Annotated in this window: 11 protein-coding genes and 1 pseudogene; 8 read left to right on the top strand and 4 right to left on the bottom strand. The window is 67.6% G+C overall.

Translation table 11 applies throughout. The annotated features are described in order from the left end of the window. Positions 1–495: 495 nt before the first annotated feature. A pseudogene (locus tag DAT35_RS61575) lies at positions 496–1,392 on the top strand (sensor histidine kinase); the annotation flags it as partial. 86 nt (positions 1,393–1,478) lie between these two features. Here DAT35_RS61575 and DAT35_RS52795 read toward each other — a convergent pair. Continuing rightward, positions 1,479–2,402: an ADP-ribosylglycohydrolase family protein gene (locus DAT35_RS52795; protein WP_199243270.1), complete on the bottom strand. Its 924-nt coding sequence runs from the start codon at positions 2,400–2,402 to the stop codon at positions 1,479–1,481. Between the two features lie 343 nt (positions 2,403–2,745). Here DAT35_RS52795 and DAT35_RS52790 point away from each other — a divergent pair, with 343 nt between their 5' ends. Then, entirely contained in the window at positions 2,746–4,062 is a 1,317-nt protein-coding gene (locus tag DAT35_RS52790; RefSeq protein ID WP_108077096.1) for a hypothetical protein, read from the top strand. Positions 4,063–4,110: 48 nt separating this feature from the next. Then, positions 4,111–4,980 carry a protein tyrosine phosphatase gene (locus DAT35_RS52785; RefSeq protein ID WP_108077095.1) on the top strand — a complete coding sequence of 290 codons (870 nt, stop codon included), beginning with the start codon at positions 4,111–4,113 and terminating at the stop codon, positions 4,978–4,980. Positions 4,981–5,450: 470 nt separating this feature from the next. Here the strand turns inward: DAT35_RS52785 and DAT35_RS62585 are convergent, their stop codons facing one another. Continuing rightward, positions 5,451–5,888, bottom strand: a complete 438-nt coding sequence (locus tag DAT35_RS62585; protein WP_369946571.1) for an imm11 family protein — start codon at positions 5,886–5,888, stop codon at positions 5,451–5,453. A gap of 338 nt (positions 5,889–6,226) precedes the next feature. On the opposite strand from DAT35_RS62585, the gene DAT35_RS52775 reads away from it, so the two are divergent. The 5 genes from DAT35_RS52775 to DAT35_RS52755 all read left to right on the top strand — a co-directional run bounded on the left by DAT35_RS52775 (position 6,227) and on the right by DAT35_RS52755 (position 12,165). Next, a complete protein-coding gene (locus DAT35_RS52775) occupies positions 6,227–7,255 on the top strand; it encodes a triacylglycerol lipase (protein WP_108077093.1) in 1,029 nt (342 codons plus the stop codon). Then, entirely contained in the window at positions 7,252–7,530 is a 279-nt protein-coding gene (locus DAT35_RS52770; protein WP_108077092.1) for a hypothetical protein, read from the top strand. Before DAT35_RS52775 ends, DAT35_RS52770 begins: the two co-directional genes overlap by 4 nt. 313 nt (positions 7,531–7,843) lie before the next feature. After that, complete coding sequence (locus DAT35_RS52765) at positions 7,844–10,936, top strand: ELWxxDGT repeat protein (RefSeq protein WP_158502263.1); 3,093 nt, start codon at positions 7,844–7,846, stop codon at positions 10,934–10,936. Between the two features lie 42 nt (positions 10,937–10,978). Further along, complete coding sequence (locus DAT35_RS52760; RefSeq protein ID WP_158502261.1) at positions 10,979–11,464, top strand: alpha/beta hydrolase; 486 nt, start codon at positions 10,979–10,981, stop codon at positions 11,462–11,464. Between the two features lie 248 nt (positions 11,465–11,712). Further along, on the top strand, positions 11,713–12,165 hold the full coding sequence (locus tag DAT35_RS52755; protein ID WP_108077089.1) for a GNAT family N-acetyltransferase: 453 nt from the start codon (positions 11,713–11,715) through the stop codon (positions 12,163–12,165). Between the two features lie 65 nt (positions 12,166–12,230). On the opposite strand, the gene DAT35_RS52750 is transcribed toward DAT35_RS52755, so the two are convergent. Further along, positions 12,231–12,662, bottom strand: a complete 432-nt coding sequence (locus DAT35_RS52750; RefSeq protein WP_146210241.1) for a hypothetical protein — start codon at positions 12,660–12,662, stop codon at positions 12,231–12,233. A gap of 244 nt (positions 12,663–12,906) precedes the next feature. Then, on the bottom strand, positions 12,907–13,419 hold the full coding sequence (locus DAT35_RS52745) for a hypothetical protein (RefSeq protein WP_108077087.1): 513 nt from the start codon (positions 13,417–13,419) through the stop codon (positions 12,907–12,909). Positions 13,420–13,619: the final 200 nt, after the last annotated feature.

Raw genomic sequence — 13,619 nt, 5'->3', positions numbered from 1 at the left:
CCCGAGGTCGTGGCCGGTCAGGTCAACGAGCGCCTGAAGTGGTTCGTGTTGATGCTGGTCATCCTCACCCACCTGCTGCTGGTGCTCTCCATCTGGGGCAAGTGGGGGCGAGTGGGCATCGTCACAGGCGCGTTCGTGGTGGTGACGGGCCTCAACATGGTGCTGGCGCAGCGCTTCTTCTCGGAGCGGACGCGGCTGGCCGAGGCCCTCCGGGTGGCTCTCAACCTGCTGGCCACCCTCATCTATGGCCACTTCTCCGATTGGGCCTTCCCCGTCTGGATATACCTGCCGCTCAACAGCCTCTGGGTGGACAGCTCCGTGGACCGGCGGGCGCCGGTGCGCCTGTACGTGCTGCTCGCGCTGGTGGTGGGCGCCGCGATGCTCGACGGGTGCCCGCCGGCCATTCCGCTCACCTTCCTGGTGCTGTCCGTGCTCATCGCCTCCATCTCGGATGCACGGGTCCAGCTGACCCAGTTGGCGCTGCGCAGCCTGGCGCAGCGGAACCAGGAGCTCACGCGGGCCCTGTCGGAGTTGGAGGAGCGCACGCGCGAGCTCAAAGAGGCCCAGGCGCGGCTGGTGGACACGGCGCGCGAGGTGGGCATGTCCGAGGTGGCCTCCAACGTGCTGCACAGCGTGGGCAATGTGCTCACCAGCGCTGTCATCGGCCATGAGACCATGTACAGGGCGGTGGGCTCCTCTCGCGTCGGCCGGTTGAAGCAGGCCACGGCCCTGCTGCTGGAGCACCGGGAGCACCTGGCGGACTTCCTGGCCCCGGGAGCGCGCGGCAGTCACCTGCCGGACTACCTGTCAGCGGTGGCTGACGAGCTGATGGGCGAGCAGACCCGCTTGCTGGACGACCTGGATGCGATGGGCCGGCACATCGAGCACATCCGCGCCATCGTCCAGGTGCAGCAGAACTACGCCAAGACGGCGCTGATGCCGGAGGAGTGCGACCTGGCTCAGCTCATCGATGACGCCCTGCGCATCCAGCTGGCGGCGCTCCAGCGGCACGGGGTGTCCGTCTGGCGCAAGCTGTCACCGGTGCCCAGGCTGAAGGTGGACAAGCACAAGGTGCTGCAAATCCTCGTCAACCTCATCAGCAACGCGAAGGACGCGCTGGACGCGGTCCCCGAAGGGAGCCGCAACCTGAGCGTGCGGCTCTCCGCGCAGGGGAAGCTGGCGTGCATTCAGGTGATGGATGATGGGAGGGGAATCGCGCCGGAGATGAGAGAGAAGCTCTTCGTGCACGGCTTCACCACGCGCAAGGACGGCCACGGCTTCGGCCTGCACACGAGCGCGCTGGCGGCGCAGCTGCTCGGGGGTCGCCTCACGTTGGAGAGCGAGGGACCTGGCAAGGGCGCCGTGGCCACGCTGGAGCTTCCGCTCCCCTGATGAGAAGCGCTCGAACGCGTCGTCCGTGCTCCTACGTACAGGCGACGGGTTTCTTCGGGGACTCCGGATTCAGCATGGCGGGGAGACTATACCCGCCGGCGCAGGGGCTCCCGGGCCGAGCGCCACGCCTTTGGGACGGAGGAGAGACCCGCGCTCAAGGCGACGATTCCTCCCACCATGGCGCAGGTGGTGTCCCGGTCCCCGAAGCCCGCCACGGTGGTCCAGAGGGCCTCCTCGTAGGAGTCGAGGTGCCTCGCCGCGCACCACACCGCGAAGGGCACGGTGTCCTCGGAGAGGACCTTCTGCCCGCTGCCGAGCGCCCTCGCCGCGGACGACGGAGTGGCCTCGAGCGGCCACGCCCGGGCCTTCTCCAGCCCCTGACGTGTCGCCCCGGCGGGCGTGGCGTCCAGTACCACCTCGAAGAGCTGGCTGGCGGAGCCTCGGGACTCCGGCCACTGACAGGCCCACGCGGCGGCGACCGCGATGGCAATCGCCCCCGCCTGCCCCTCGGGGTGCATGTGGGTGACCTCCGCGGAGGCGCGCGCCTCGGACACCACCCGGGCCAGGTCTCCCGCGAAGTACGCCCCCAGGGGCGCCACGCGCATGGCCCCGCCGTTGCCCATGGAGCCCTGGCCGTCGAACACCTCCGAGGACACCTCACGCCAGGGCAGCCCGAGCCCAATCTTCTGGAGAATGTCGTGCGCCGTGCCGCCGTAGCCGCGGTTCCTGTCCTTGCGGTAGCGCGTCGCGAACAGGCGCGCCAGCACGTCCTGGTGGACCTGGCCGTGGTCCTCCAGCACCTGGACGACGGACAGGGCCATCTCCGTGTCGTCGGTGTACTTCCACGGTGCGCGGGGCACGTCACGCTGTTCCACCAGAGGCTGCATCACCTCGTGCGGGCCGAAGAAGCGCTCGCCGAAGGCATCCCCCACGGACAGGCCCTCCAGCGAGACGAGCGCGCGCTCCAGCCGCGCCGCGGAGTCGTCGGGTTTCCGGGGGATGTCGTTCAAGGCGGAGCCCTCCTCATCGGGTCATGAAGCCCCTGCCTCCAGGTCTGGCAGGCGAGCCCGGTGAGAATAGCCGTAACGTAGAGGATCGACGGCGTGCAGCGGGCGTCCCACGGCGCCGAGCGTGGAGAGTCCAGGGGGTGGTGACAGCAGTCACTAGTGATGACGGGAGTCACCACCCCCAGCCCGGACCCGCGACCGGCTCTTGCGTGTCCCCCTGCCCCCAAGCCCCTGGAATCCCAAGGGATTCCCACCCGTGATGGGCTCGACCCACGGTGGCACGGGACGAGCATTCCAATCCGGTACGGCAGTCACACCTTCTCTTCCTCCTGCTAGGGGTACCTCCATGGGTCTGGGTCGTTCGTCCAAACTGGGTCTCGGTGGCTTCAAGTTCCCTACCTCCTCGCCGTCGACCTCGACGCGGAACATTTCCCCTCCGCCCAAGCGGCAGCGCACGTCATCACCCGACCCCACCCCCTCGGGTGGCAACAACCTGCCCGGTTCCTCCACCGCGCCCGGGTCGACGGCACCGACGACGCCGCCACGAGTCCAGGCGCGGATCGATGATCGGCAGAAGGTTCATCTGGCCAGCCAGGACAACCCGGCGACGCGCCTCCAGCACAAGAACGACTACTTCTCGATGGATGGGGGCGATTTCGTCAATTTCAAGAACGGGGGCAAGCGCACCGGCAGCAACAAGGTGACGGATCCGCTCACCGGCAAGAACTACGCCTACGACAAGCAGTCGGGGCAATTCTTCGAGTTCGACAAGACCCGGCCCGGAAACAAGGGCACGCCTGTCGATGCCCAGAACAACGCCGCGCTCAAGCAGCAACTGGACAACAAGCAGTTGCTGGATCGCTCGCGCGAGGATCGCAACAGCACGAACAATCCGCTGATGCCCGGCGATGTGGGCCCCTACGCGAAGAATACCCTGGTGGACCCGAACAATCCCAATTCGCAATTGGTCCGGGTCAGTGACGCCCGTGCGGATTTCAATACCAACAGAGATCACGTCCCCTCGGGCGAGTCCCTCAATCAGCGGAACACCCACCTGCTGCCGAGCAAGGACCCGTACACGCAGGGAGTGACCGTCGCCATTCCGGACGACAACCTCCACAAGCCGCACAGCCTCACCTATGGCTCCCGGCAGAAGGCCAAGGACACGCTGGCGGGTCAGAATCCCACCGAAATCAAGCGGCTCCAGTACGACACGGCCAACCCCTCGAGTGCCTTCCACCGGGATACGAATCACCTGCTGGACAAGACCTATCAGCAGGATCTCTTCAATCCCGCCAAGGACTCCCCCGCGCTCAAGCATCAGCTCGACATGAACAACGCCGATAGCCGGCTCAACTTGATTGGAGCCTATCGCTATGCCGGCAACACCAACGTCAAGCTCAACCAGAACTACGGCGCTGGCCGGGGATACAATCCACAGGATGCGGGACAGACGTCGCAAATCCACCATACGACCCCCGCGGGCACGAAGAAGCTCGTCAACGATCAACATCAGCTCACGTACACCCCCACCACCACCCCGGGGCAGACCCAGGGCCAGCTGATCTCCAACTCCTTCCGGGACAGGCTCATCAACGAGGGCTTCGCCCAGCCCGTGCCAGACATCGGCGGTTCCGGGACGAAGCGGCCCCTCGACGAGTAACGCGCCGGGAGGGAGGCGGGGCGCTCCAGGGGGAACTATGTTGCCGTGATGCTTCTGCCCCCCCTGGCTCCCAATGCCTCCTTCGCCCCGCTCGTGCTCGACTCCGACGAGCCCCAGGCCCGCCGCTTCCGCATGAGCGCGGGCTTCGAGGCCTCACGGAGCGGCGAAACGCACGGTCCCCCCCACTGCTCGGGCAGCGCCCAGTTCTCCCTGGCGGGCTGGGACGACATCCAGGAGCGGCTCGGCCGCCCGGCTCCCGAGCGCCTCTACGTGGTCGATCTGCGCCAGGAGACCCATGGCTTCCTCGACGGGGCGGCGGTCAGTTGGTACGCCCGGCACAACTGGGGATGTGTCGGGCTCGCAGGGGACGAGGTGCGCCAGCTCGAGGGGCTGCGGTTGCGGCTCCTGGCTCGCGCGGAGACCGTCTGGGTGGGGGATGCCCGCGCCATCAAGGAGGGCCGCGAACCCCACTTCACTGAATGGAAACCGGGGCACGTTCGGACGGAACAGGAAGCGCTGGGCCTGCCAGAGGGGCACTACCTGCGCCTTCCCGTCACCGACCACCTGCGCCCCGATGACGCCGTCATCGACCGCTTCATCCACTTCGTCCGGGACCTGCGGAGCGAAGCGCATCTGCATTTCCACTGCCGGGGTGGCAAGGGCCGCACGTCCCTCTTCCTGACGCTCCTGGAGCTGCTCTGGAACGCGGAGCACGTGGCGCTCGAGGCCATCCTCGAGCGCCAGCAACGGTTCAACGATTACGACCTGCGCAAGCGGCCCGCCCCGGACAGCTACAAGGCGGCCTTCGCCCCCGAGCGGCTCGAGTTGCTCACGCGCTTCCACGGCTACGCCCGCGCGAACCCGGGGGGTGGCCCCCTCTCCTGGACGCAATGGTTGCAGTCGGAACGAAGCCCCTGACACCCGCTCAGCTATGATCCAAATACACAGATGCTGAAATCCAGAAGTAGCGGTTCGGGTGGGCAATAGCGCTGGAGGCAAGCTATGGAACGTTCAGACCAAGATGCCGTATCTCTTCTGGAGAGCCTGCGACGAGAGGGAATATCGGTTGAGGACGCTGTTGCTCGACTGAAGGAGATGGGCTTTGGGCTCATTTCGCTCATGAAGGCGTTGCGAGATGTCGAACGAATGAGTCTGCGGGAGGCTGCAGGGTTGATGGACAAGTGCGGCATTGTTCGATAGCCAGCGGCGAAGGTGTCAGGCATCTCGTACGGCTCCAGAGCGTCGCGAAGGTGGGCCAGGGTGCATTCTACCGTGCGAACAACGAGGCCGAGCTGCGGAACTCCCTGACGACTTGAGTAGGGCCGGGGCATGTCGCACCTTCATCATGAAGCAGCCCTGCCTTTCCAGGCGGGCACCGTCTGGGTGATTCAAACCTCCTCGAAACGGGCGCCCGTCACGCCTGGTCGTTGCATCGCCTCCTTGATGCTCTCCGAGACGATGAGGGCAATCTCCCAGCCCCAGGGACGGAAGAGGTGCACGCCTCCGACCTGAGTGGGATCGATCCTCAAGCCGTACACGGAAAAATATTGCCCGGTCTTCTCTGGTACTCCGTCTTCGGGCGTCCAGTGATTGACCTCTTCGCAAGCGGCATCATCGATACATTTCACGACGCGCAGCACATTCAAGAGGCAATATTGCTCAGGCTGTGTATCAACGTTCGCCGGGATGAGCTGTACTCGTGTCGCCGTAGGCGGGGCTTGTCCCGAGCAGAAGCGCAGCCACCGCGAGCCATGCCCTGAGTGCCTTCGCTGACATTTCAGTCTCCTTGGAGTACGCGAGCGTAGACGAGCACCGGGCTCACCCATCATCAAGCGACCCGACTGACTCCTTGCGCATCTTCTCGTCCAGCGGGGCGTCGTGTTCCTTCAGTTGCTGCTTGATCTACGCACTCTCCTCGAAGGACTTGCTCTGCATGGCGCGCTCGATGGCTTGCGTCTCCCGGTACTCGCGGGCCTCCACCGAGCTCTCCTCCTCCGGCCCCGCCTCCGCCCCTCTTGAGGGAGGCGCGCTTCTACGCGGGCGTATGATGACTCGAGCTGGTTCAAAGAGTGGCTGGGTGGAGCCCTTCCGGGCGCGCGTCCGGCCACCATGTTGGCGCACCGCGTCATTCCGTGACATCATGCTCCACCGGGGGTGAACCTTGATGACGTCCAAAGACACTGAAGCGCTGGCCTCGGCGCCGGGAACTGAACCGGCCCCGCCCTCCCTCGCCGGGGAGACCGCCGCGTCACCGCCTGCCGCACGGGCCGGTGGCGGCAAGCTGGAGTTCGCCATCGGGGTCCTCAACGGCGTGCTGGGGGACTACCTCCACCGCCAGGGCAACGGGCTGGCCACGCCAATGGAGCTCTTCCTCGATGGGCAGCCGGTGCGGCCCGACCGCGCGTCGCTCCAGCGTGCGTACCCCGCCCCCACGGGCCGGCTGGCGCTCTGGGTGCACGGGCTCGCCGTCACTGAGGCCGTCTGGTCCTTCCCGGAGGAGCCCGCGGTGACCTACGGCGCGCTGCTGAAGCGGGACCACGGCGTGACACCGCTCTACCTCCGCTACAACACGGGCCTGCACATCTCCGAGAACGGCGAAGCCCTGGCCCGGATGCTGGAGGCGCTCGTGGCCGAGTTCCCCGTCCCGGTCGAGGAGCTCATCCTGGTGGGTTACAGCATGGGCGGGCTCGTCGTGCGGAGCGCGTGCCACGTGGCCACCGAGGAGGGGCACTCCTGGCTGTCCCGCGTCCGCCGCGCCATCTACATCGGCGTGCCGCACCTGGGCTCCCCACTCGAGCGGATGGGCAAGGTGGTGACCGAGGCGCTGCGAGCCATCCCCAATGCCTACACGCAACTGGTCGCGGACGTCGTCAATCTGCGGAGCAGCGGTGTGAAGGATCTGGGCCTCGCGAACCTGGGCCGCCACCACCCCATCCCGCTGCTCCCGGAAGTGTCCCATCACCTGCTCGTCGGGTCGCTGGGCCCGGATGAGCGCCATCTGCTCTCGCTGCTCTTCGGCGACGGCGTGGTCCCCCTGGCGAGCGCCGCCGGACGGGCGGGCGCGGCGGACCCCCGTCCTGTCTTCCCGCAGGAAAACGTCAAGGTCGTGGCCGGGGTGAATCACATCGCACTGGCCCACCACGCGGACGTCTACGCCCAGGTCCGGGCCTGGTGTGAGAAGGAGCTCCCATGAAGAAGTGGCGCGGACTGAAGGACCTGGTGCAGGACGCGGTGGACAAGGGCGCGACGGCGGTGGAACAGGTGCACAAGCGCACCGCCGCGAGGCCCTTCGAGCTGCTGGAGAAAGTGCCCCCGCTCACGGCCCCCGTCCGGGGCGTGCACGGGCTCCATGACCTGGCCGTGTCGGGCTCGTACGGGATGGTCCGGCTGGTCAACCGCGTGGTCGGCAAGACATTGGATGTCGCGCTCGACGTGCTCGAGCAGCAGTCCCGCGAGCCCCCCCGCTGAGAGTCAGAGCCGCATGCCGATCTGCAGCCCAGCCCAGGCCGGCTTCCCAGGTGGGGCGCGGCGATACTTCATGATTCATGAGTCGCAGGAGTGCGTGTCGCAGCATGACAAGGCTTCGGTGCGGCCCTCCTGACGCGCGGGCTCCTTGACGCGCGGGCCCCTGGATACGGCGTGAGCGAGCAGCTTCACCAAGGCCGCGCTGTGCTGTGGATGTGCATGCACAGGGTGCACAGGCGGGGCGGTGATACGAGAACAGCCACGTCTGGCATTGCGGTTGCAGCCCTTCACTTCCGCCATGCCCTCTGGAACTTCCTTGCGCCCCTCCTGCTTCCACGCGAGCCGTCTGTCGGCGTGCCTCGCGCTCGCCGTGCCGCTCCTGGCCGGACTGCCCCTGCCCTCCCATGCCGCCGAGAGCGCGCTGCTGCGGGACATCCGTCCCGGACACGACGACACTCCCAAAGCCTGCGGTCCCCTCTTCGCCGTGGGCAACACGGTGTACTTCTCCAACCAGAGCGCGTCGGCGGGCTCGGAGCTGTGGAGGTCGGACGGGAGCGCGGAAGGCACCCTCCTCGTGAAGGATGTGCAGCCAGGCCCGGAGAGCTCGAACCCTTCCCTGTTCGGGGAGCTCCATGGCTCGAGCTTCTTCATCGCCCGCGGGAGCACCCTGAACACCGAGCTGTGGAAGACGGACGGTACCCCCACCGGCACCGTGCGCCTGCTCTCCGTGCCCAGCAACGGGGAGATTCCCACCGGCGTGGCCATCTCCGATTGGGAGCGCGTGGGCAGCACGCTCTTCTTCGCCGCCCAGTTCATCGGAAACCAGGAGCTGTGGAAGACGGATGGAACCCCGGCGGGCACCACACGAGTGAAGGACATCGCCCCGGGCGACCTCGGCTCGTTCCCCACGAGCCTCACGGCACTGGGCTCCACGCTGTACTTCGGCGCGAACGCCACGGGCAATGCGCCCTCCGCCCTGTGGAAGTCGGACGGCACGGAGGCCGGCACCGTGCAGGTGTGGTCGCCTCCCTCGTCCGGCAGCGTGCACGGCATGGATGAGGTGGGCGGCTCGCTGCTCGTGCAGGTCGCGACCCGCTCATCCCCCACTGCCTCTCTCTGGAAGAGCGACGGGACGGAGGCCGGCACCGTGAAGGTGGCGGACCTGCCGTACCAGGTGTGGAAGCGCGCCACCCTCGGCGACCGGCTGGTGATGTGGATGGACAACGAGGTGTGGGTCACGGACGGCACCGCCGACGGCACCCGCCGGCTTCAAACAGTCTCGATATATCCGTGGCAGCCCCCGGTGGTCGTGGGCGGTCAGGTCTTCTTCCTGGGAAGCGACCCGAGCCACGGCCTGGAGCTGTGGACGACGGACGGCACCGAGTCCGGCACACGGCTCGTGAAGGACGTGCGCCCGGGAGGCAACGGCGCCCTGGGCGCCATGGCGGCCCTGGAGGGGAGCCTGTACTTCCTGGGCGCGGACACCCAGCGCGCCCTCCAGCTCTGGAAGACCGACGGCACCGACGCCGGCACCGTGAAGGTGGCGGAGCTGAATGCCGAGGGTGCCCCCTCCAGCTACAGCATGGTGAACGCGGGCGGCCGACTCTTCTTCACCCACGCACGGCGGCTGTGGGTGAGTGATGGGACGGCGGCCGGCACCGTGCGGCTCGTGTCCTCTCGGTCCGAACCCCGTGACTCCTTTCCCGGCCAGATGACCCGGCTGGGAGGGCTCGCGCTCTTCATCGCGTACGACGACGAGTACACGCAGGTGCTGTGGAGGACGGACGGCACCGACGCCGGCACCGTGCGGGTGAAGAACCTCCGCGAGGGCTCGACGCTCCTCCCGTACGTAGACCCGAGTAAGCCCTGGGTGGTACGCGGAGGCGAGGCCTTCTTCATCTCCAGTGACGTGCTCTCTGCCGGTGGGTGGCAGCTCAGCCTGTGGCGGACGGATGGCACCGAGGCCGGAACGTCGCGGCTGAAGGTGTTCAAGAACCCCGGCATCGCGAGCGGGCCCCTGGTGCTCGTGGGCGACACGCTCTTCCTGGCGGGCACTGACGCGGAGCACGGCCTGGAGCTGTGGAAGTCGGACGGCACCGCGGCGGGCACGGTGCTCGTCAAGGACCTCGCCCCCGGCCCCCGCAGCTCCCAGTTCATGCAGTGGGAGGCCCTGGGCAACCGGCTGTTCTTCTGGGCGGATGACGGCACGCACGGGATGGAGCTGTGGACGAGTGACGGCACCGAGGCCGGCACGGTGCTGTTCAAGGAGTTCGCCCCGGGCTCGGCCACTGGCTTCGGGGTGCCCGAGGTGCGGCGGCCCCTGATGGCCGTCCTCGATGGGACGCTCTACTTCGGTGCGAGGGACACCGAGCACGGCCTGGAGCTGTGGAAGACGGACGGCACCCCGGCGGGCACGGTGCTCCTCAAGGACGTGAATCCCGGCCCCGAAGACTCGCTCTCCAGGATGATGGTGGCTGGCGGGCGGCTCTACCTCTCCCTGGATGACGGCACGCACGGCCTGGAGCCCTGGGTGAGTGACGGCACCGAGGCGGGGACGGTGCTCCTCAAGGACGTGCAGCCCGGGGAGGACAACGGCTTTCCCCTGGGCTTCACGCGCGTGGGCGACACGGTGCTCTTCCTGGCGCGCGACGCGGAGCACGGCGCGGAGCTGTGGAAGACGGACGGCACCCCGGCGGGCACGGCGCTGCTCTCGGACGTGTGGCCCGGTCCGGACAGCGCACTGCGATTCGACCCCCAGACGGGGGTGGTGGCGCTGTGGGGAATGGAGGAGCTAGGGCTCGCCTTCTTCCAGGGCGCGGATGCCGCGAGCGGGCAGGAGCTGTGGGTGACGGATGGCACCGCGGCGGGCACCCGCCGGATGGAAGACCTCGTGCCCGGCGAGGGCTCCTCCACGCCAACGAACCTCGTGCGCCTGGGGGAGAAGCTCGTCTTCGCGGCGACGGACCTCCTCTCCGGCAACGAGCCACGCGCCTTCCCGTTGGCGGAGTTCCTGCCCGATACCACCGCGCCCGTCCTCACCTGTCCGGCCTCCCTCTCCGCCACGGCGCCGGACGCGAGCGGCGCGGCGGTGTCCTACCCCCCGGCCACCGCCACGGATGACCGGGACCCCCCCGTCATCGAGTATGGACAGGCGTCGGGCAGCACCTTCCCGGTGGGCACCACGGTGGTGACGGTGACGGCGACGGACACGGCCGGCAACCGCAGCCAGTGCACCTTCGAGGTGACGGTGACGCGGAACGCGGTGCCGGAGGAACCCGGGCCGCAGCAGCCCGAGCCGAAGGCCGAGGGTTATGCGTGCTCGTCCGGTGGACCCGGGGCGGGCGCCTTCTGGAGCCTGCTCGTGCTGCTGGCCGTGGCCTGCGTGCGCCGCCGTGCGTCCCCGCTTTGATGGGATTCCTCGGCGCCCTGACGGATGGGCACCCGGGCACTCATGCGCCTCAGCTACGGAATGCACCTCTCCACCCTGTGCCGCGAGGAGGTGTCCGCCACCAGCCCCGCGGCGGTGAGCGCGGGAGCGGCCGGAGCGCTGCCGGAACTCCAGGGCTTCTTCCTGCCCACGCAACTCGGCATGTTCAGCACCTGCGCCCAGTGGCCCTCGGGCGCCGCGGACCCGTCCTGGTACGAGCCGGTGGTGTCCAGGGTCCCCACGCTGCTGCTCTCGGGAGACTTCGCTCCCGTGACCCCGCCGGCATTGGCAAGCGCCGCGACGCGGACCCTCGAGCGCGGCCACCACGTGGTCATCGCCGGAGGTGCTCACGCGGTGCTCGACACCAACACCTGCGCGGCGGACATCGCCCGGGAGTTCCTGCGCAAGCCCACGGTGCGGCCCGACACCTCCTGCGCGGCCGCGAGCCGCATCGAGTTCCTCGTCGAGCCTGCGGCCACTGCCGTTCCCCAGCCAGACGAGGCTCCGTGAGCCACGACCGGGAGGGTGTCCGAGTCGCTCGAATCAAGAGCTCAGAAGGGCATCCGTTGGAGCAGGCTCACGCTCGCCTCCGCCAGCAGCGTGGCGAGGTTGTCCCTCACCGCCGCATACAACACTGCGCGCCCCACACGAGGCCGGTCCAAATTCCCGCGCTTCGTCATGCCCGAACAAGATAGAACCCTTCCGCCATTCGCCTCGCGACCTCCCTCGCGGCGCAGACTGGACGGAGCCTTTTCAGAATGATCCTCCGCAACGTCACAGATGAGGACCTTCCCATCTTCTTCGAACACCAGCGCGACCCAGAAGCGCTGCGCATGGCCGCATTTGAATCGCGGGAGCGCGATGCGTTCATGACCCACTGGCGCACAAAGGTTCTCCGCCCTGAAAACGTCACCCGCACCATCGTGATGGGCCGCGTGGTTGTTGGGAACATCGGCAGTTGGGAACAGGATGCCAAGCGCCTCGTCGGCTATTGGATTGGTCGCGAGCATTGGGGCAAAGGCATCGCCACTCGGGCCCTCTCTGAGTTTCTCGTGCTCGAGCCCGTCCGGCCGCTTCATGCGTGGGTCGCTCTCCACAACCTCGCGTCGATCCGCGTCCTCGAGAAGTGTGGCTTCCACACCATCATCAACGAGAACCAGCATCACCCGGGTGGAGTTGCCGAAGTCCTCATGAGGCTTGGTTCGACGTAGCGAGTGTGGCTCGCGCTATCTCGTACAGCGCTGGCGGAGTAAACCTCAACACCCCGCGGCCAGGGCTAGCGGAGGTTCTTGCAGTCCAGGAGCAGGTTGGCCTGGTAGCTGACATGGGGGTCCTCGGGCTCGGGGAGGACGATACTACGCGTGCAGTCGAGCCCATAGGCATGTTGCAGCAATCGCGGGTAGCTCGTGCTCGCCTCCTCATAGGAGGTCCACTCGAGGTTGACGACGCAGGTCGTGGTCCTGCAATCAATGTTTCGCACCCGGAAGGCCGCCTCGCGTGAGAGCGACGAGAGATCCGCCGCGAAGGAGGAGTGGGCCTCCTTCGCCCAGACGAAATCGAGCGGCTCTCGCTGATGCGCCTCGAGCTGTGCCCGTTGCCGCTGGAGGATCCGCTGTTTCGCCTCCTCCGGAGAGGGCGGAGGAGGAGGCGGCGGGCGACTGGGCCTGGTTTGCTCGCGGGGAGCGGCCCGGGCCGAGAGCTCCGCCACCTTCTGCTCCAGGGCTCGGATCCTCTCGTCCTGTGGAGAGGACACCACGACGGGCCGCGGTGGGGGCGGGGGCTCTGCCGCCGTGGCCATCCCCTGCCGCGAGCTCGTCGGCCCCGTGGCCTCGGGAACGTCTCCTCCAGGAAGGAGTCGCGAGAGCGCGACCCCCATCATCCCGAAGGCGAGGGGGAGTGCCAGGGTGAGTCCAACCAGACGTCGTCTCGAGGGCCGCATGTGATTCTCCCGTTCAATCCATGAGGATGTAGCCGTGCATGGAGCTTGGGAGGCGTCCGGCCTCGAGGACCGGCAGGGTCACGACGATGAAGCCATACTCATAGGGATTGTCTTCCCAGACACTGGGGCTCGGGATGAGCACTTCCATTCCGACGCCGCTTTCGCTGGTGGCGGCACCAGGGCCGCAGGCGCCGCCCGTGCTTCCCATATAGGTGACGCACGCGCGCGCATCCACGGCCTCCCTCGTCGAGCCGTCATACACATCCACGAGGATCGAGCGGACCAGATCCTTGGACAGGTAGGAGTCATCGTTGACGGCGCAGACGAGCCGCATGGTGGTCGAGGAGCCGCCATTTCCGATGGCGCCAGAGTCGTTCTTGACGTTCAGGGAACTGGCGGTGATGGGCAGGCAGCCCGTCGCGGACTGTCGCCGGTAGGCCTCCTGTGCGAAGGCCTCCTCCGACAGACCCATCACGAGGCCCGCCACCGCAATCGTCGAGAGTGCGATCAACTTCTTCCGAAGCATGGTCTTGTCCTTTCGTCCACCGTCCACCGTCCCGCGGACCCACGCGGGACCAGGCGCCAGGCCTCGCCTGTCACCCGAGGCCCCAAACTGCCCATGGCGGGAAAAGACAGCAATGGCACTACCAGCGCGGCGTCTGTGGATTCTCTGAAAGATGGGCGCGACCTGAGAGAACCGCTACCCAGGAAGACTCGCGCGCTTCC

The sequence above is a fragment of the Vitiosangium sp. GDMCC 1.1324 genome (assembly GCF_003044305.1).
In the GTDB taxonomy this organism is placed as follows: domain Bacteria; phylum Myxococcota; class Myxococcia; order Myxococcales; family Myxococcaceae; genus Archangium.
Note: the sequence above shows the minus strand (reverse complement) of the source record. Positions and strands in the feature narration are given on the sequence as shown.

Coding starts and splice junctions, on each gene's coding strand:
- DAT35_RS52775 (WP_108077093.1), top strand. CDS start 6,227: ATGACGTCCAAAGACACTGAAGCGCTGGCCTCGGCGCCGGGAACTGAA.
- DAT35_RS52755 (WP_108077089.1), top strand. CDS start 11,713: ATGATCCTCCGCAACGTCACAGATGAGGACCTTCCCATCTTCTTCGAA.
- DAT35_RS52785 (WP_108077095.1), top strand. CDS start 4,111: ATGCTTCTGCCCCCCCTGGCTCCCAATGCCTCCTTCGCCCCGCTCGTG.
- DAT35_RS52790 (WP_108077096.1), top strand. CDS start 2,746: ATGGGTCTGGGTCGTTCGTCCAAACTGGGTCTCGGTGGCTTCAAGTTC.
- DAT35_RS52770 (WP_108077092.1), top strand. CDS start 7,252: ATGAAGAAGTGGCGCGGACTGAAGGACCTGGTGCAGGACGCGGTGGAC.
- DAT35_RS62585 (WP_369946571.1), bottom strand. CDS start 5,888: ATGGGTGAGCCCGGTGCTCGTCTACGCTCGCGTACTCCAAGGAGACTG.
- DAT35_RS52745 (WP_108077087.1), bottom strand. CDS start 13,419: ATGCTTCGGAAGAAGTTGATCGCACTCTCGACGATTGCGGTGGCGGGC.
- DAT35_RS52760 (WP_158502261.1), top strand. CDS start 10,979: ATGCGCCTCAGCTACGGAATGCACCTCTCCACCCTGTGCCGCGAGGAG.